This window comes from Nonomuraea sp. NPDC049504 (assembly GCF_040676845.1).
Lineage (GTDB): Bacteria > Actinomycetota > Actinomycetes > Streptosporangiales > Streptosporangiaceae > Nonomuraea > Nonomuraea salmonea.
The window spans coordinates 153,680-170,574 of sequence record NZ_JBFAPT010000018.1; the positions used below are offsets into that span (position 1 = coordinate 153,680).

The window sequence follows — 16,895 nt, forward strand, 5'->3', positions numbered from 1 at the left end:
GAGGCGGTCATGAAGCAGGAGTGGCCCGGCGGGCTGCCCATCGGCGGCGGCTGGGCGGAGACCGCGGACACCAGTCCGGTGATCTTCCCCTACGACGGCAGCGAGGTGGCCGCCGCGCCGCTGGGCACGCCCGAGCTCGCCGCGCGGGCCCTGGACGCCGCGCTCGGCGTCGCGCCGGCGATGGCGGCGCTGCCCTCGCACGTCCGCCGCGCCGCCCTCATCGGCGCCCGTGACGCGCTGCGGGACAGGCGGGACGACTTCGAGCGGCTGCTGGTGCTGGAGACCGGCAAACCGCTGGTGGACTGCCGCGTCGAGGTGGACAGGACGCTCGTGACGCTGGAGAGCGCCGCCGAGGAGGTCGCCCGGCTGCACGGCGAGACCGTCCCGCTCGACCTGCTGCCCTCGGGCGAGGGCCTGATCGGGTTCTGGACGCGCCGCCCCATCGGCGTCGTCGTCGGCATCACCGGCTTCAACTACCCGCTCCTCCTCGCCGCCCACAAGATCGCTCCGGCGGTCGCGGCGGGCTGCCCGGTGATCGTCAAGCCGGCCCCCGCCACCCCGCTCGCCACGCTCTGGCTGGTGCACCTGCTGCGCGAGTCGGGGCTGCCGCCCGAGGCGGTCCAGCTCGTCACCGGCGACGTTGAGGTGGGCAAACGGCTGGTGGAGGACCGGCGGATCGGCGCCGTCTCCTTCACCGGCTCGGCCGCCGCCGGCCACGCCATCGCCCGCGCCGCCGCCCCCACCAAGGTCCTGCTGGAGCTGGGCTCGAACGCGGCGCTCGTGGTGGCCGCGGACGCCGACCTGGAGGCCGCCGCCGACGCGGTCGTCAGGGGCGGCTACTACGCCTCGGGGCAGGCGTGCATCTCCGTGCAGCGGGTGCTGGTGGAGGCGGCGGCGGCGCAGGCGTTCACCGCGCTGGTGGCCGCGCGGGTCAAGGGTGTGGAGGTCGGTGACCCGCGCCTGCCCGGCACGCGCGTGGCGCCGCTCATCGACCCGGCCGCCACCGACCGCGTCCTCGGCTGGATCGCCGCCTCCGGGGCGGAGGTGGTCACCGGCGGGCACCGCGAGGGCAGGTCCATCGCGCCGACGGTGCTCTCAGGGGTGCCCGACGGGGCCGCCGCCTGGGACGAGGAGATCTTCGGGCCCGTCGTGTGCGTGCGCTCCGTGCCCTCGCTGGACGCGGCGTTCGACGCCGTCAACGCTTCCCGGTACGGCCTGCACGCCGCCGTCTACACCCGCTCCCTGGCCACGGCGTTCGCCGCCATCGAGCGCATCGAGGCCGGGGGAGTGGTGGTCAACGAGGTGCCGGGGTTCCGCGCCGACAACATGCCGTACGGGGGCGTCAAGGACTCGGGCGCGGGCCGCGAGGGCCCCCGCTTCGCCATCGAGGAGCTGACCGTCACCCGCATGGCCATCATCCGCCCCTGACCCACCCCGACCGGCCCCAGCCCGCCCTTGAGCCCGCTCCCGGCCAAGGGGGCGGGCCCGGGTTCCACGTGTCTTGAAGGCGTGTCAGGTGGGTGGGTCGAAGCGGCCGTCCACGGCTGTCCAGCCGCCGTCCACGTACAGGACGGAGCCGGTGACGAAGCTGGACGCGCCGCTCGCCAGGTAGACCACCGCGCCGGCCAGCTCGTCGGGGGCGGCCCAGCGTCCGAGCGCGCTCTTGGCGGCGTACGCGTCGTACCAGGCCGGGTCGTCCTTGATCTGGCGGGTCAGCGGCGTCTCCACGATGCCGGGCGCGACGGCGTTGACCCGCACCCCGCTCGGCCCGAACTCGGCCGCCGCCGTCCGCAGCAGCTGCACCAGCCCGGCCTTCGTGGCCGAGTAGACGCCCTGGCCAGGCTCGGTGACGAAGGCGCGGATGGAGGCGAACCCGATGATCGACCCGCTGCCCCGCTCCACCATGCCCGCACCGAAGGCGCGTACGACGTCGAAGGAGGCCCGCAGGTTGAGCCCCACCACCCGGTCGAACTCCTCGCTGGAGTAGTCGAGCAGCCGCTTGCGCACGTTCGTCGCCGCGGTGAACACCAGCACGTCGGCCGGCTCCTCGGCGGCCAGCGCCCGCACGGCGTCGCCGTCCAGCACGTCGAGCAGCCGGGCGCTGCCGCCGCACCCGTCGGCGGTCGCGGTGGCGGTGGCGAGGTCGCGGTCCGCGCACACCACGTGAGCGCCGTGAGCGGCCAGCGCCAGCGCGGACTCCCTGCCGATGCCGCTCCCCGCCCCGATCACCACGGCCCGCAAACCGTCCAAGCGGAACAACGTGTCATATCTCATGCACCGACCTTAGCCCCGGCCCGCCGCCCGCCTGCTCGGCAGGTGCCACCGCGGCGCCGCTCAGGACAGGGAGGGGATGACGTGGTCGAGCGCCAGCGGCGGGGCGGGCGGCAGCGGTGCGGCGTTCTCGGCGCGGAACGCCTGCAGCAGGTACGCCACCAGCCGCCGCGACGCGGCCTGAGCCCGGTCACCGGCGCCGTCGGTCACGGCGCAGTTGGCCTGCAGCAGCAGGAGGAAATCGGCGAAGACGAAGTCGGCGCGCAGCCGCCCGGCGGCCTTGGCCCGGCGGATGATCTCGTCGAACCCCTGCTCGGCCCGCCGCCGCGCCCGCTCGAAGTCGACCGCCTGCGGGAACGCGGTGAGGAACGCCCCCGTGAACCCGTGGTCGGCCACCTGCATCGCGCACACCTTCTCGACGGCGCTCTGGAAGGCGTGCCAGGGGTCGGGGTCGGCCAGCGCCTCCTCGACCGCCGTCGCGCACGACGCGAGCTGGTCGGAGAACACCTCGGTGATGAGCGACTCGCGGGAGGGGAAGCGCCGGTAGAGCGTGGCGACGCCGACCCCGGCCCGCCGCGCGATGGCCGCCATCGGCACGTCGAGCCCGCGCGTCGAGAACGCCTCCCGCGCGGCGTCGAGTATGCGCTCGCGGTTGTGCTCGGCGTCGGTGCGCAGCTGCGCCCGCTCGGCGATTTGAGAGGGATGACCAGGCATGTTTCTCACATTAACCGAAATGGAGAGTGCCGTCCGTTTCGCTGGCTAGCGTCGCAGACATGAACACAGTGAACGAGACGATGCGCGCGGTCCTGTTCGACCGATACGGCCCGCCCGAGGTCCTGTACGCGGGCACGCTGCCCAAGCCGGTCCCCGGCCCAGGAGAGGTCCTGGTGCGGGTGCACGCGGTCAGCGTCAACGGCGGCGAGCTGCACGGCAGGGCGGGCGAGCTGCGGCTGGTCACGGACCTGATGGCCCGGGGCTTCCCGAAGCGCGTGGGGCTGGACTTCGCCGGCGAGGTCGCCGCGCTCGGCCCCGGCGTCACCGGCCCGGGAGTGGGCGATCGGGTGTGGGGCGCGCTCGGCAGGACGTTCGGCAGCCTCGCCGAGTACGTCGTCGTCCGCCCTCGCCAGATCGCCCTGGTGCCGCAGGGGATCGACCTCGTGGAGGCGGCGGCCCTGCCCGTGGGCGCGGTCGCCGTCACCGCCCTGCGCGACAAGGCCGGGCTGCGCCCTGGGGAGCGGCTGCTGGTGCGCGGCGGCAGCGGCGGCGTGGGCCACGTCGCCGTGCAGCTCGGCAGGGCGTACGGGGCGCACGTCACCGCCCTCGCCGGGGGCCGCACGCTGGACTTCGTCCGCGACCTCGGCGCGCACGAGGCGTACGACTACGCCACCACGACCCCGTCCGAGCTGGGCCGCTTCGACGTGGTCCTCGACACCGTCGGCACCGAGCACCCGGCTTACCGCGGGCTGCTCGCGCCCGGCGGGCGCATGGTGGCGATCGCGTTCGACCTGCGCCGCCTCGTCCCGTCGCTGGCCTACATCGCCGCCTCGGCCCGGCACGGCCGCGCCCGCGTACGCGCCTTCAGCGGCCGGCCCACGACCAGGCTCCTCACCGACCTGGCGGGGCACGTGGCGAAGGGTGAGCTGCGGCCGGCCGTGGACCGGGTCTTCCCGCTGGAGGAGGCCGCCGCCGCGCACCGGGCGCTGGAGGCGGGCGGTGTGCGCGGCAAGATCGTCGTCAAGGTCGTCCAGAACCCTGTTCTGGCCCCTGAGCAGCGGTGAAACCCACCCCGGGAGAAAAATTGGAGCCCCACGTCGGGCGGGGTTTGACGGGCTGTGAGGAAATGTGGTCATCTCGTGACCAATGTTTCTGATGGGATGAACCGAGATAGGTCGGGGGAAACGCTCAATGCCGCACGCCCTCCTGCGCGTGCTCGCTTCGACGACGATCGCAGGCACGGTCCTGACCGCCGTGCCCCAGCCGGCCCAGGCACAGGCCCCGCTCCAGCAGGCGCTGTCCGCCGGCGTCAAGCCCGTACCGGCGGTCGAAGAGCCGCCGGCCGCCGTCGTCAACGTCCAGAAGCAGCCCTCGCTGGCGCTGCGACCGGCCGGCGAGCAGCGGGTGGGACCCGCCGCGCCCGAGGTGACCACGCCCGCGGGCCCCGGCCTGGTCGGCCAGGTCACCTCCGGCGCCGCCGCCGTGCAGGAGCAGCAGGGGTTCGGCAAGGGGGCGCCCGACGCGGGCGACGTGCTCCCCGACACCTCGCAGGCCAAGCCGCTGGGCCTGGCCAAGCAGGTGGAGTCGGTGACCAAGGGCTTCGACGGGCTCGGCGCGCTGCTGGGCAAGGTCACGACGAAGGTGCTGCCCCAGACCTCGAAGTCGGCGTCGAAAGCGGTGTCGGGGGTGACCTACCGGCTGTGCGTGGAGAGCGCCGAGGTGCCGGTGTCCTGCTCGATCCGGCAGCCCGTCGGCGTGCCGGTGGCCGCCGACGTCACCGGCGACGACAAGCCCGACCTGGTCGCCGGGCTGGTGCCCGTCGCCAACCCGGGGCAGGGCTCGGTCGGCGTCACGTTCGCCGTCAAGCGCCTCGCGGGGCAGAGCCTCAGGGCGCAGGTCTGGGCCGAGTACGACGGCAAGGTCTCGGTCGGCTTCGACGGCCTGCGCCGTGGGTCGTCGCTGTCGGCGTCCGACAAGGGCACGTTCACCGTGGACCTGGCGGGCAAGCGGGTCAAGGCCGTCGTCAAGCGCAAGGAGCCCGGCGCGTCCGCCGCGCTCGTCGCCGGGGTGACCGGCCGCGCCTCGGTGAGCCTGCGCCAGACCCCCGCCACCTCCGAGCTGACCGTGAACGCCACCCTCGCGGAACCCTCACTCGACGTCGCCGCCTCCGCCCCCGCCAGGCTCGAGGCGCTCGCCGTGAACGGCCGCCGCCTCACCCACGCCGTGCTCGACCGCATGGGCACCCGCGCCGCGGTGCGCGTGTCCGGCGGCAAGGTCAGCTTCACCAGCCCGACCACGGTGGGCCGGGCCGTGCTCGACGACCTCGTCTACCGCGACGGCCGCCTGTCGCGTGTCATCCGCGCCGAGATGGACCGGCTGCCGCCCGCCTTCACCGCCCAGTACCGCTCGGCGAAGAACAAGCAGACGCTCTCCACCGCCACGGCCAAGGGCGCCTCGGGCCCGGCCAGCCTCCTCTTCTACGACCGGGCCGCCGGCCAGACGGTGATCAAGGCCGAGCTGAGCGCGCTGCCCGCCAAGGTCCGCGTGGTCAACGACCTGGCCGCGCACCGCGTCACCCACACCTCCAGCGCCCCCATCCGCGATCTCGGCCTGGTGCTGCAGCGCGGCGGCGGCGCGATCTCCACCCCGCGCGGCAGTCACGTCACGATGATCAAGGACGGTGCCGCCGTCGGCGTGTCGGGGCGGCTGTCGGGGCTGCGCGGGTTCGACGTCACGTACGGGGCCACGCCGCACGCCCACCTCGACGCCACGTCGGGCGGCGGGCCCTTCGTGGGCGCCGCCAGCATCGACCGGACCCATGTGGCCCGGCTCGAACTGTCCAACACGCCCGCCACCGTGGACGTCACCCTCGACCCCGCCGCCCGCAAGGCGGTCTACCGGGCCGGGGGCGTCATCGGCACGCTGCGGGCCGCGTACACGAACCTCAGGTCGGGGCCCACCGTGGACGGCACCGTGCTCGGCGTGCGCGACGACGTGCAGGCGTCGTGGGCGCTCGGCGAGCGCTCGACGGTCAAGGTGGAGAGCTCCGGCAAGGTGCGGTCCGTACGGATTTATGCCAATAAAGCGCACGTGACGACGCCGTCCGGCGAGGACGTCCGCGCCGTCGTCGAAGGCGTGCGCAAGCGCGCCGAGCTTGTCGCCGACACCAAGGCCCACACCCTCACCTGGGACTCCGACGGGCCGGTGACCAAGGTGACCGCGCTGGCCAGGGTCAAGCTCGGCAACCGGTACGCCAGGGCCGCCGCCCAGGTCACCGGCGTCCCCGCGAAGTTCGACGCCTCCTGGGACGGCGGCTCCTACCGCTTCCGCGGCGTGTCGGGCCCCGTCGGGTCGGCCGAGGTGGCCTTCACCAACCACGACCGCGCCACGTCCCCCACGGGCCCGCACCTCGCCGCCCACTACGACCAGGCCACCGGCGACCTCGACGCCAGCGTCCGCGTCACCAAGCTGAAGCAGGTCGAGCTGACCCCGGCCGCGCAGGGCTTCACCGCCGGCCTGGACGCCGGAGGCCACACCATGACCGTGGACGCCGACATCCGGCGGGGCGACGACCGGTTCGGCCTCATCGGCACCGTCGGACCCGTGCCCGGCAGGCTCGCCGTCGCCTCCGAGGGAGGCAAGCTCACCTACACCGGCTCCCGCCTCGACGTCCGCGCCCGCGCCTGGCTCGGCAAGACCGCCGCGCTCGCCCGCATGCGGGCCGCCCCCGCCGTGACCGGCGGCGTGTCGCTGGTGGACGGCGCCTGCGTCCCCGGACGTCCCGGCTGCTCGCAGGGAGCCTTCTGCGTGGCCCAGCGCGGCTGCTTCGGCCTGCAGGGCTACATCGACGTCAGCGGCCTGCCCGAGCAGGTCTCGGTGGACCTCGGCGGCAAGACGTTCGGCTTCTCCGGGTTCCGGCCCAAGAACCGCACCCTGGACGTCTACCTCGCCAGCAACGTGCTGTCGCCGGTGCCCGTCAAGGCCAGGGCCAGGTTGACCGGGCTGCCGGAGAAGATCACCGGCATGTCGCTCGGGCCCATCACGGTGGCGCAGGGCAACGTCGTGCAGGCCGCGTACCGGATCGAGCCCGCCGCCACGCTCGGCAGGCTGGACGTGCGGGCCGAGGCCGCCGGGCTGCGCGGCCACCTCGCCATCGACCCCGTGCCCGCCTCCGTCGCCTTCCAGGGCACGTACGGCGCCAAGACCCGCATCAGGGTCACCAACTCCGCGCCCGTCAAGCACCTCAGCGCCAAGGTCACGCTGCCCGGCAAGGGCACCGGCGAGCTGCGCTTCTCCGACGTGCCCGCCGTCTTCGGCGTGGACGCCGACGCCTCGGCCGCCGGGCTCAGCGTGCCGGCCGTCACCTACAAGGCGATCGGGAACGTCAACACGCTCGACGGCCGGCTCAGCGTCGAAGGCGGCCTGATCGACCCGTCGGGGCGGCTCGGCGACGTCGCCTTCGCCGTCCGCGACCTGGCCGCCGACACCACCGTCAGGCTCAACCCCGACCAGTCGCTCGACCTCGTCTCCAAGCCCGTGCCCACCGGGCGCATCAGCGTGCGCGGCGGGCTGCGCGTCGACGCCGTGCCCGCGCAGAAGCTCGCCGTGCACAAGGAGGTGCCGTCCACGGGCGGGTTCCTGACGTACCACGTCGGCGGGCGGTTCGGGGTGCGCAAGAGCTCCGTCGAGCAGGTCACGCTGAGCATCTCCCGCATGTCGTGGCTGCGGCTGCGGCCCGGCAGGATCCCGTTCGGGCTCAAGGCGCCGGCCGCGCTCGGGTACGTCGCCCCCGGCTTCGAGGGGTCGTACGGCACTCTCAAGATCGCCGCCAAGGGCGTCGACCTGCGGCCGGACGTCAAGCTGGACATCAAGCTGAGCCGCAAGGTCGGCGCCGACGTCTTCCGCGAGTCCGTCCGCATCGGCCGCGTCACCTCGCTCGCCCTGCGCCGCTACGACCAGCGCATGCGGCCCGTCGGGCACAAGCAGGAGGTCAAGGCCGCCGGCATCAGCCTGGCCTGCGTGAGCGTGGACGCCAAACCCGGCTTCGCCGCCGGGGGCCGCGCCGCCGACACGATCACGCTGCGCGGCGCCGACGGGCCCCAGATGGTGTCCCTGCTGGACCCCGGCGGTCAGGTGCCCGACTACGCGGTGGACCTGCTGACGCACTTCATGAGCCCGTTCCCCGGGGCGGAGTGGAAGGTGGCCGGGCTCGACGCCGGCTCCTGCGGCTCTGACCGGCCCGCCTCCCGGACGTCCGACCGCTGACTCGTCCATAATGTCGGCTTAGATCTTCGCAGCCCGACAGGAGACGTACGCATGTCCATGCCCGCCCCACGCACCCCGGAACAGCGCAAGCAGGACACCCTGCAGCGCCTCGAACACGACGTGGACGCCTGGGTGGCCACCGCCAGTGCGGACGGGACGCCGTACATGGTGCCGCTGTCGTTCCTCTGGGACGGCGAGTCGATCATCGTCTCGACCAACGGCGCCAGCCCCACCGGCCGCAACCTGCTGGCCAACGGCAAGGCGCGGGTGGGCATCGGACTGGTGCGCGACGTGGTGCTGGTGGAGGGCACCGTCCGCGCCACGCCGGCCGGCGAGCTGCCCGCCGACGTCGGCGACGCGTTCGCCGCCAAGGCGGGCTTCGACCCCCGCAAGGAGCCCGAGTCCTACTACTACTTCCACATCACGCCCCGCCGCCTCCAGGCGTGGCGCGAAGCCAACGAACTCGCCGGCCGCACCCTGCTCCGCGACGGCACCTGGACCGTCACTCCCTGAGCACCGGCCCCCACCTGACCGGCGGGTGAGGATGAGCGGGCCCGGCCTCCCGACGCTCTGTGAGCCGCGTCACCATGCCCACCCGCAGGCCGGTCAGGTCCAGGGGCTCTTGTCCACCGCGACCCGAATTCCGGGTAAAGAAACCCGTCAGGGAGGGTTGAGGCGCGGTGTGGAGGGAAGGGCAGGCAATTCCTGAACGTCGAACGTGAGGAGGAGCCGTAGTGCTCACCCTGACAGCCAACGCAGCCCAGGCGATCCGCGATCTGACCGCGGCGGCGCCCGAGCCCTCCCAGAGCGGGATCCGCATCTCGTCTCAGGGAGAGGGCGCCAGCTCGCTCACCCTTACCCTGGCCACCGCCCCCGAACCGGCGGACGCGGTGGTCGAGTCGGAGGGCGCGCGAGTCTACCTCGACCCTGTGGCGGCGACCGTGCTGGAGGACAAGTCCCTGGACGCCGGAGCCGATGACCAGGGGAGCGTGTCGTTCCTGGTCACCGAGCAGCCCGCTTGAGGCGGCCCTGCCGCGCCCGAGGCGACTCGGGCGCGGCGGGGTCCCCTCCTGATCCGATCAGCCGTCGGACAGCAGCTTGTGCAGGTAGCGCACCTGCTCCTCCGACTGATAGCCGCTCCCGCCCTCGTGGTTGTTCCACGGATAGACGTTGATCTTCTTCGGGCCCTGCCAGTGGTTGTAGGCGGCGAACACCGTGGACGGCGGGCAGATGTCGTCCATCAGCGCCACCGAGTACAGCGCGGGCACCTGGGCGCGGGCGGCGAAGTTCATCCCGTCGAAGTACGCCAGCGTGCGGAACACCTGGTCGGCCGCGTCCCTGCGGGTGGCGAGGTAGCGCACCAGCTCCTGGTACGGGTCGCGCGGCGTGATCTCCACCGCCCGCCTGAAGTGCGACAGGAACGGCACGTCGACGAGCGCAGCCTTGACGCCCTGGTGCAGCGCGGCCGTGGCCTGCGCGATGGCGCCGCCCTGGCTGCCGCCCGCCACCACGATTCTGCTCGCGTCCACGGCGGGATGCCCGGCCGCCGCGTCCACCGCCCGCACGGCGTCGGTGAAGACCCGCCGGTAGTAGTAGTCGGCGGGGTCGAGGATGCCGCGCGTCATCATGCCGGGCGCCTGCGCGCCGGCCGAGCCGTGCGGGTCGCCGGTGACGCCGGGGCTGTTGACGTTGGCGCCGCCGTGGCCGCGCGTCTCCATCACGAACACCGCGTACCCGGCGGCCGGCCACAGCAGGTGGTCCTTCGGGAAGCCGCGTCCTCCGCTGTAGCCGATGTAGTGCATCACGCACGGCAGCGGGCCCTGCGCGCCGCTCGGCAGCAGGAACCAGCCGTTGACGCGGTGCCCGCCCCAGCCGGCGAACGACACGTCGAACACGTCCACGCCCGCCAGGGGCAGGTCGTACGGGACGTACTCGGCGGCCAGGTCGTGCTCTCTGGCCTCGGCGAGGGTCGCCGTCCAGAACGCGTCGAAGTCGGCGGGCTCGTCACGGTCGGGGAGGTAGGAACGAAGTTGCTCGAGCGGCAGGTCGAACAGTGGCACGTCGGTGACTCCAGCTGTGTAGAGAGGTTCCTGATATTTCACCCCAAAGCGGAGGAAAGCGCTATCCTGCGTGCTTTTTTCCACTGAAGGTGTCATATCTGGGTAGGCGCTGACCCGTGACGGAACATGTTATCCAGGTGCCCTACTCTCACCTTCACCCTGGTTTGGTCCTCGACGCGCCCGCGGACACGCACGACTTCCTCGTCCTTTTCGGCGACGACTCCGAGTCCCGCGCCCAGCTGCTCCACGATCACACGGGACGGCCGGTGCTGCGGATGGGCGGATACATGACGGCGAACGGGACGGTGATCGACGAGCGCGTGTGGACCATCCGCGAGAGCGCCCGCCACGGCCCCCGCCTCCATCTCCGCCTCGGCGACTCCCTCCCCTGACCGCTAAGCGGGACCCTTGTAGCCCGGGGGAGGGGCGTCGCCTTCGTACGCGGTGAGCGGACGGTCGATGAGGAAGGCTTTCAGGAGCCGCAGATGGGCGGTGTTGCGGTCACGCCCCGCGGCCTCGCCGAGGTAGGCGAGGCGGGCGTCGGGCAGCGCCTGCCGGTACGCGGCCGCCGCCGACCAGCTCTCCGTGTCGCAGGCGCCCTTGACGATCAGTACGGGCACGTTCACCGCCCCCAGGTCCGTGCGCAGCGACGCGGGCGCCGGCCGCCCGGCCAGCGCGACGTAACCTCCGGCGGCATCCTCCTCGGCGGGGGAGGGGCAGGGTGCCGCGGCGGCCCCGCGCACGCGGGCGAGGTGCGCCGACAGGCCCGGGTCCCCGGCGAAGGCGTGCGCGGCGACCGGATCCACCTGGAGGAGCGTGGCGACGGCGAGCGTACGGGGGCCGGGCAGAGCCCCAGGGGTGAGCAGGGCCGAGGTGGCGGGGCGCGACGGGGTGAGCCCGTCGGGGGAGTACAGGGCCGCCCTGGCGACCCGGCCTGGATGGCGTACGAGATAGGCGGCGGCGAGCTGGGCCCCGTGGTCGCGGGCGACCAGGTTGAGGCGCTCCGCGCCGATGAGGCGGCGGACGGCCTCCAGGTCGGCGACGTCGCGGTCGAGGCCGTAGCCGCGCGGGTCGTCGAGCAGGGCGGAGCGTCCGGCGCCGAGCTGGTCGTAGACATACACCTCGAAACCCACGGACGCCAGCCGTCCGTAGAACGCCGCGTCCCGCTCCAGATCGCCCACGCCAGGGCCGCCGTGCAGGAACACCACCGGCTCCGCCCGGGTGACCCGCTTCGGCGCGGTACGCACGTACGCCAGCCGCGAACCCGTCGGCAACCGCCACTCCCGCTGCCCGGCCACCTTGGCGGGCGCGACGGGCGACGGCGGCGGCCCGAGCGTGGCGGCGGCGGCCTGCCAGACCACCAGCGCCTCCACGGCGAGCAGCGCCACCGCCCGCACCCACCGCCCCCACACCGCCCTCGGCCTGGGCACGCACAGCAGCAGCCCGAGGAAGAACACCGACGCGAACACCGCCAGCCCCGCCACCGCGAACACCACCGGCCGCGCCCCCACCATCGCGGTCCCGGCCAGTCCGGCCAGCCCCAGCATCGGTGAGAGCGCCAGCACCCCGGCGCCCGCCACCACCCGACCTGCCAGCCTGGCGACTGAAACCACGCAGGGGACGTTAGTGCAATACACCCCAAAGAGGGGCGAAAAGGCGCAGGAGCCTCCAGGTTTCGCGCTGGTAGGGCCGGGCAGACGGTCCAAATGATCAGGAGGTGCGGAACACGCGACAGCGTGAGGCGCGCCTGCGAAGGCCAGAGCCCCGGACAGGGCTCGGAGAGGCGCGGCGGTGGGAGGCGCGCCTGTGGTTGCGGGGGTGCCGGGCGGGGCCCCGAGCGGCGATTACGCTCTGTGGGTGAGATGTATCACTCCGTCATAGGAAGCCTCATGCGCACACGTCTGACCCTTCTGCTCGCCGCCGCGGCCCTCGCCGCCCTGACCGGCTGCTCCGGTCAGCAGCCGCCGCCGCAGAGCGCCGCCGCCGTTCCAGGGCCCACCGGCGAGCAGCCGTCCGAGCAGGACAGGACCTGGATGCGGGCCATCCACCAGGCCAACCTGACGGAGGTCCAGGCGGGACGGCTGGCCCAGGGCAAGGCCACCACCAAGCCGATCAAGCAGGTCGGCCAGATGCTCGTCAAGGACCACACCAAGCTCGACACCAAGGTCACCCGGACGGCCGAGCACCTGGGCGTCGATCTGCCCACCTCACCGTCGCCGGAGCAGCACGAGCTGCTGAACCGTATCAGGGAGGTCAGCGGGCAGGACTTCGACCAGGACTTCCTGGCCGGGATGATCAAGGCGCACCGCGAGGCGCTGAACGCCACGAAGACCGAGATCTCCAAGGGCTCCGCGCCGGCGGTGGTGGCGCTGGCCAAGACGGCGGCCCCGTCCCTGGACCAGCACCTCAAGGCGCTGCGCAAGGCCCAGGGCGGCGGCTGACCGAGCACGACGAACCGCGAAGGAGGCGATGAGCGATGAGCAGGACGGACAGGGGGACGGACAGGGGGACGGACAGCACAACGGGCAACGCCGCGAGCAAGGGGACGGGCGCTGCGACGGGTGACGCCACGAGCAAGGGGGCGGGCGCTGCGACGGGTGACGCCACGAGCGCCACGAACGGCGCGACGGAGGGGTGGACCGCGGGCGGCTCGCCGCATGAGGGCGCAGGCGGCGCAGCGCGCAAAGGGCCGGGTGGCGCGGCGCGTAAGGGGTCGAGTGGCGGGGTGGATCGGGTTGCGCGGGGGCTCGGGGTTGTGGCCGCGGCGGTGGCGCGGCAGGTGACGCGGTGGGTGGCGCGGTGGGTGGCGGCGGTGCGGCGTGGAAGGGCGCTGCATCCGCGTGGGCTGCTGCTGCGGGCGACGCTCACCGTGGAGTCGGAGTTGCTCGGGGAGCATGGCGAGCACGAGGTGCCGGTGCGCCTGTCCAAGGGGGTGTCGCTGCCGGGCCGGCTGCCCGACGTGCTGGGTCTCGCCGTACGCCTGCCCAACGGCGTGGACCTGCTGCTGTCCACCGGGTACGGGTTCGTCCCGGTGCCGAGGCGTGGCTTCACTTCGGGCCCCTACTCCACGCTGGCCTCCTACTACTGCGGGCAGCGGCGGTGCCGGATCGTGGCCAGGCCGGAGGGCGGACGGCGGGTGCCGGTCGATCCGGCGGAGCTGCCGGGCGTGCTGGAGCGCCGGGACCTGGTGTTCCACCTGTGGGCGGGGGTGCAATACCTGGGCAGGCTGCGGATCCACACCGCGCTGCCGGACGGCGACCTGACGTTCGACCCGCTCGTCAACAGCGTCCCGTACCTGCGTCCGGCGAGCCGCCTCCAGGTGCTGCGCGGCGCCGCGTACGCGGGGTCGAGGCGGGGCAGGGGCGCGAAGCTGGGGGAAGGCGGGGAATGACCCGAGAGCCGTTCCGTGAAATAGGCCGAAACGTGCCCAACCCCTGTACGGCTTTGCGGTGATCTGGGGTATTTGTCCCTCTTGAACCAGGACGAAAACATCAGGGGGATCGTCGTGGCTATGAACACAGAGATCCGCAACCTGCTCGACTGCCATGTCGTGGGGTCGGACGGACAGTCGATCGGGAAGGTCGGCCAGGTCTACCTCAACGACCGCACCGGCGAGCCCGAGTGGGTGACCGTACGCACGGGATTCTTCGGCATGAAGCAGACCTTCGTGCCGCTCCAGGGCGCCCGCCGCTCGGGCGAGGAGATCCGGGTTCCCTTCGACAAGGAGATGATCAAGGGGGCGCCGAACATCGACGTGGACGGCCGCCTGTCCCTCGACGAGGAGACCGACCTCTACCGCTACTACGGCATGCAGCCGACGGACGTCCCGCGCCAGCGGCCGGCCGACTTCGACGACAGCGGCGAGCGGCAGGGCTTCGCCGCGGAGAACCGCGAGGGCCTGGCCGCCGGCAGCCCCGGCCTCATGGACCGGCCCGGCACAGGAACCGGCACAGGAGCCGGCACAGGAGCCGGCACAGGGACGGGCGCGGGGCTGGGCGCGGGGTCCGACATGTCCGACATGTCCGACATGGACAGGTCCGGCGGCCTCGACGAGTCCGACCGCCTCATCGGCGACACGCCCGGCACGCCCGACGAACCCGGCCTGATGCCCGGCGGCAGAACCATGGGCATGACAGACGACCAGCCCAGAGGCTTCACCGATGAGCCCAGAGGCTTCGCCGGCGAGACCGGCGGCTTCGCCGAGGACCGCGACATCGACATGACGTGCTCGGAGGAGCAGCTCCACATCGGCAAGGAGAGCAGAGAGTCAGGCCGCGTACGCCTGCACAAGTACGTGGAAACGGAAAACGTCCAGGAATCGGTCCCGCTCTCGCACGAGGAAGTCGTCATAGAGCGCGAGGACATTCGCGACGCCGGATTGTCGGGATCGTACGAGATAGGCGCGGAGGATCGCGAGATGATCCTGCACGAGGAGCGCCCGGTGATCGGCAAGGAGACCGTCCCGGTCGAGCGCATTCACGTGCACAAGCAGGACGTCCAGGGCGAGGAGATCGTCGAGGGGCAGATCCGCAGAGAGCGCCTGGAGATCGACGAGGAGGGCCCGGCCAGGGACGACGGGGGCTACGGCCGCGGCGACGGGTTCCCGCCGCGGCGGTGAAAGGGAATGCGCCGGGCGGCTGCCGCCCGGCGTATCCAAAAACGTCTTGAAAAAGCCGCGAAAAGGCTCAGGAATAGAGTTCGATCTCATTCAGCATGCTGCATTCGTATCCGATCTCCGCGTCACATCCGGACGCGGCCGGCAGGACCACCTTGACGTATCGGGCGGTCCGCCCGACCGTCGCGTACCGGAGCGCGTAATCGGTCCGATCCTTGACGGTGACCACCGGCGGGCCCCACGTCCGGCCGTCCTGTGAGACGTACACACGGGCCGAGGCGGGATGTCCAGGCCGGAGGCTGAGCCCTACGCGGCTGATGGTCCGGGGCCGGGAGAAGCGCAGGACGTACCGGCCGGGCCCGGCGGCGACCGCGCTCGACCAGTGGCCGGTGCTGCCGTCGAAGGCCCCGCCCGGACCGGTGCGCGGCCGGTACGGGCTCGTCCACCGCATGGTGGTGGACACCCGGAGCTCGCCCCGCCGCCGCAGGTCGGCCAGGTCGATCCGGCTGCCGGGGACGGCGACGTCGAAGAGCAGCCGCTTGATCGCGTACCAGCCGCCGTGCTCGAACCGCCCGTGCGCCGGGCAGGCGGTCTCGTCGAGCAGCCCGCTGGGCCGCACCCCGGGCAGCTTGCAGTTGTCGAACACCTGGATCAGCCGGTGCGGCCCCACGGCGGCGAGCCCGGTGTAGCCGGACGAGCCGTGCGCGGGCCAGATGCCGTCGCGGTTGTGGTACGTCACGCGCGGCTCCCGCCACGTCTCGCCGAGCCCGTCGGGCGAGACCGCGAGCCAGTTGTCCGGCCGCCCCGCGCTGAGCACGAGCGCGCCGCCGGGCATCAGCAGCAGCCGCGGCGCCACGCCGCGCACCACGCAGTCGAGCCCGGCGAAGCGCAGCTCGCGGGCGGGCGTCCAGGTGTGGCCGCCGTCGGGCGAGCGGCTCTGCCACAGCGTCGCGTACGGCCCGCCGTCGCGCCGCAGCACCGCCACCAGGCTCCCGTCCACGGCCTGCGCGATCGCGGCCTCGGTGAACTGGAAGCCGCCGCCCGGCTCGGCGATGACCCCGCGCCTGACGAAGGTGCGGCCGCCGTCGCCGCTGGCGTACACCTCGGCCTGGTAGGCGTCCACCGGGGCGTAGCGGGCGTACACGGTGATGAGGATCGTGCCGTCGGCGAGCTGCAGCGGCGTGCCGTGCGCGGCCCCACCGGGCAGCAGGTCGCCCGGCGTGATCAGCGTCGACTCCGAGCGCAGCCAGCTCTCGCCGTCGGAGAGGGCCGACGAGGTGAGCACGCCGAGCCGCGCGGTGTGCGGCCCGGTGCGGTGCGGATAGTACTCGGTGGCGAAGAACCGGCCGTCGAGCAGCTCGACCGGCGACTCGCGCAGCGGCGTGGGGCCGGCCGGGCCGAACGTGCGCCCGTCGTCGTCCGAGACGGCCGCCGAGCTGGTGAGGACGACCACCCGGTCCACGTTCGTGGTGAACGTGGTGATGACCTTGCGGGCGGGCCGGCCGCGCGGCCCCGTGACGTCGAGCGCCGACACGTTGGGGAACCCGGCGAAGTCGAGCCGCTCGGTGTTCGTGGGCTCCGGCGCGAGGGGTGCGGGATGCGGATGGATCCAGCCCAGTGAGGAAGCAGTATCGATGAGGTAAGCCCCGGACTGGAGGGAGTGTTCCGGTAGCACGCAGTAACCGGGGCCGCCGTCCGCCTTGACGGGCCACCCGGCCGGTACGAGGGCCGCCGACATGCCCACCGACAGGCCCACGACCATGGATCTTGGCACCCGCACGCGCTCGCTCCCCGGCTCTCCTCCACGACCGTCGGCACCACAGCGAACTTTAGATCATCGACAGCGCGTAACCCGGCATTCACCTGCGGGAAGTCGGCGGTTCACGGCGCTACCCACCTTCGGGCGTGGCCAGACATACCAGATGCGTAAAGTGACAGTTGACAGAGAACCGGCTCCTGACGACGATCGG

14 protein-coding genes are annotated in these 16,895 nt (G+C 72.9%); 9 read left to right on the plus strand and 5 right to left on the minus strand.

Features of this window, described 5'->3' with window-relative positions:
- Window positions 1-9 precede the first annotated feature (9 nt).
- On the plus strand, window positions 10-1,428 hold the full coding sequence (locus tag AB0K28_RS31130) for an aldehyde dehydrogenase family protein (RefSeq protein WP_364377083.1): 1,419 nt from the start codon (window positions 10-12) through the stop codon (window positions 1,426-1,428).
- Between the two features lie 84 nt (window positions 1,429-1,512).
- Here the strand turns inward: AB0K28_RS31130 and AB0K28_RS31135 are convergent, their stop codons facing one another.
- Both AB0K28_RS31135 and AB0K28_RS31140 read right to left on the minus strand, forming a co-directional pair.
- Entirely contained in the window at window positions 1,513-2,274 is a 762-nt protein-coding gene (locus AB0K28_RS31135; RefSeq protein WP_364377085.1) for an SDR family oxidoreductase, read from the minus strand.
- A 60-nt stretch (window positions 2,275-2,334) separates the two neighbouring features.
- Entirely contained in the window at window positions 2,335-2,985 is a 651-nt protein-coding gene (locus AB0K28_RS31140) for a helix-turn-helix domain-containing protein (protein WP_345402947.1), read from the minus strand.
- Between the two features lie 59 nt (window positions 2,986-3,044).
- On the opposite strand from AB0K28_RS31140, the gene AB0K28_RS31145 reads away from it, so the two are divergent.
- The 4 genes from AB0K28_RS31145 to AB0K28_RS31160 all read left to right on the plus strand — a co-directional run bounded on the left by AB0K28_RS31145 (window position 3,045) and on the right by AB0K28_RS31160 (window position 9,272).
- A complete protein-coding gene (locus AB0K28_RS31145) occupies window positions 3,045-4,049 on the plus strand; it encodes an NAD(P)-dependent alcohol dehydrogenase (RefSeq protein WP_364377088.1) in 1,005 nt (334 codons plus the stop codon).
- A gap of 127 nt (window positions 4,050-4,176) precedes the next feature.
- Window positions 4,177-8,250 carry a hypothetical protein gene (locus AB0K28_RS31150; RefSeq protein WP_364377090.1) on the plus strand — a complete coding sequence of 1,358 codons (4,074 nt, stop codon included), beginning with the start codon at window positions 4,177-4,179 and terminating at the stop codon, window positions 8,248-8,250.
- A 51-nt stretch (window positions 8,251-8,301) separates the two neighbouring features.
- Window positions 8,302-8,763 carry a pyridoxamine 5'-phosphate oxidase family protein gene (locus AB0K28_RS31155; RefSeq protein WP_345402965.1) on the plus strand — a complete coding sequence of 154 codons (462 nt, stop codon included), beginning with the start codon at window positions 8,302-8,304 and terminating at the stop codon, window positions 8,761-8,763.
- A gap of 221 nt (window positions 8,764-8,984) precedes the next feature.
- Window positions 8,985-9,272, plus strand: a complete 288-nt coding sequence (locus AB0K28_RS31160; protein ID WP_364377092.1) for a Fe-S cluster assembly protein HesB — start codon at window positions 8,985-8,987, stop codon at window positions 9,270-9,272.
- A 57-nt stretch (window positions 9,273-9,329) separates the two neighbouring features.
- Here the strand turns inward: AB0K28_RS31160 and AB0K28_RS31165 are convergent, their stop codons facing one another.
- A complete protein-coding gene (locus AB0K28_RS31165; protein ID WP_364377094.1) occupies window positions 9,330-10,310 on the minus strand; it encodes an acetylxylan esterase in 981 nt (326 codons plus the stop codon).
- Between the two features lie 164 nt (window positions 10,311-10,474).
- Here AB0K28_RS31165 and AB0K28_RS31170 point away from each other — a divergent pair, with 164 nt between their 5' ends.
- Window positions 10,475-10,702: a hypothetical protein gene (locus AB0K28_RS31170; protein WP_364377096.1), complete on the plus strand. Its 228-nt coding sequence runs from the start codon at window positions 10,475-10,477 to the stop codon at window positions 10,700-10,702.
- 3 nt (window positions 10,703-10,705) lie between these two features.
- Here the strand turns inward: AB0K28_RS31170 and AB0K28_RS31175 are convergent, their stop codons facing one another.
- Window positions 10,706-11,923, minus strand: coding sequence for an alpha/beta hydrolase (locus tag AB0K28_RS31175; RefSeq protein WP_364377098.1), 1,218 nt, complete (start codon window positions 11,921-11,923; stop codon window positions 10,706-10,708).
- Between the two features lie 276 nt (window positions 11,924-12,199).
- Between AB0K28_RS31175 and AB0K28_RS31180 the strand changes: the two genes are divergently transcribed.
- The 3 genes from AB0K28_RS31180 to AB0K28_RS31190 all read left to right on the plus strand — a co-directional run bounded on the left by AB0K28_RS31180 (window position 12,200) and on the right by AB0K28_RS31190 (window position 14,928).
- Window positions 12,200-12,751, plus strand: coding sequence for a DUF4142 domain-containing protein (locus tag AB0K28_RS31180; RefSeq protein WP_364377100.1), 552 nt, complete (start codon window positions 12,200-12,202; stop codon window positions 12,749-12,751).
- 35 nt (window positions 12,752-12,786) lie between these two features.
- Window positions 12,787-13,701, plus strand: a complete 915-nt coding sequence (locus AB0K28_RS31185; protein ID WP_364377104.1) for a hypothetical protein — start codon at window positions 12,787-12,789, stop codon at window positions 13,699-13,701.
- 120 nt (window positions 13,702-13,821) lie between these two features.
- The gene (locus AB0K28_RS31190; protein WP_364377106.1) at window positions 13,822-14,928 is read left to right on the plus strand and encodes a PRC and DUF2382 domain-containing protein; all 1,107 of its coding nucleotides are present in this window, start codon (window positions 13,822-13,824) and stop codon (window positions 14,926-14,928) included.
- 67 nt (window positions 14,929-14,995) lie between these two features.
- Here AB0K28_RS31190 and AB0K28_RS31195 read toward each other — a convergent pair whose 3' ends face one another.
- Window positions 14,996-16,705: an exo-alpha-sialidase gene (locus tag AB0K28_RS31195; RefSeq protein ID WP_364377108.1), complete on the minus strand. Its 1,710-nt coding sequence runs from the start codon at window positions 16,703-16,705 to the stop codon at window positions 14,996-14,998.
- Window positions 16,706-16,895 lie beyond the last annotated feature (190 nt).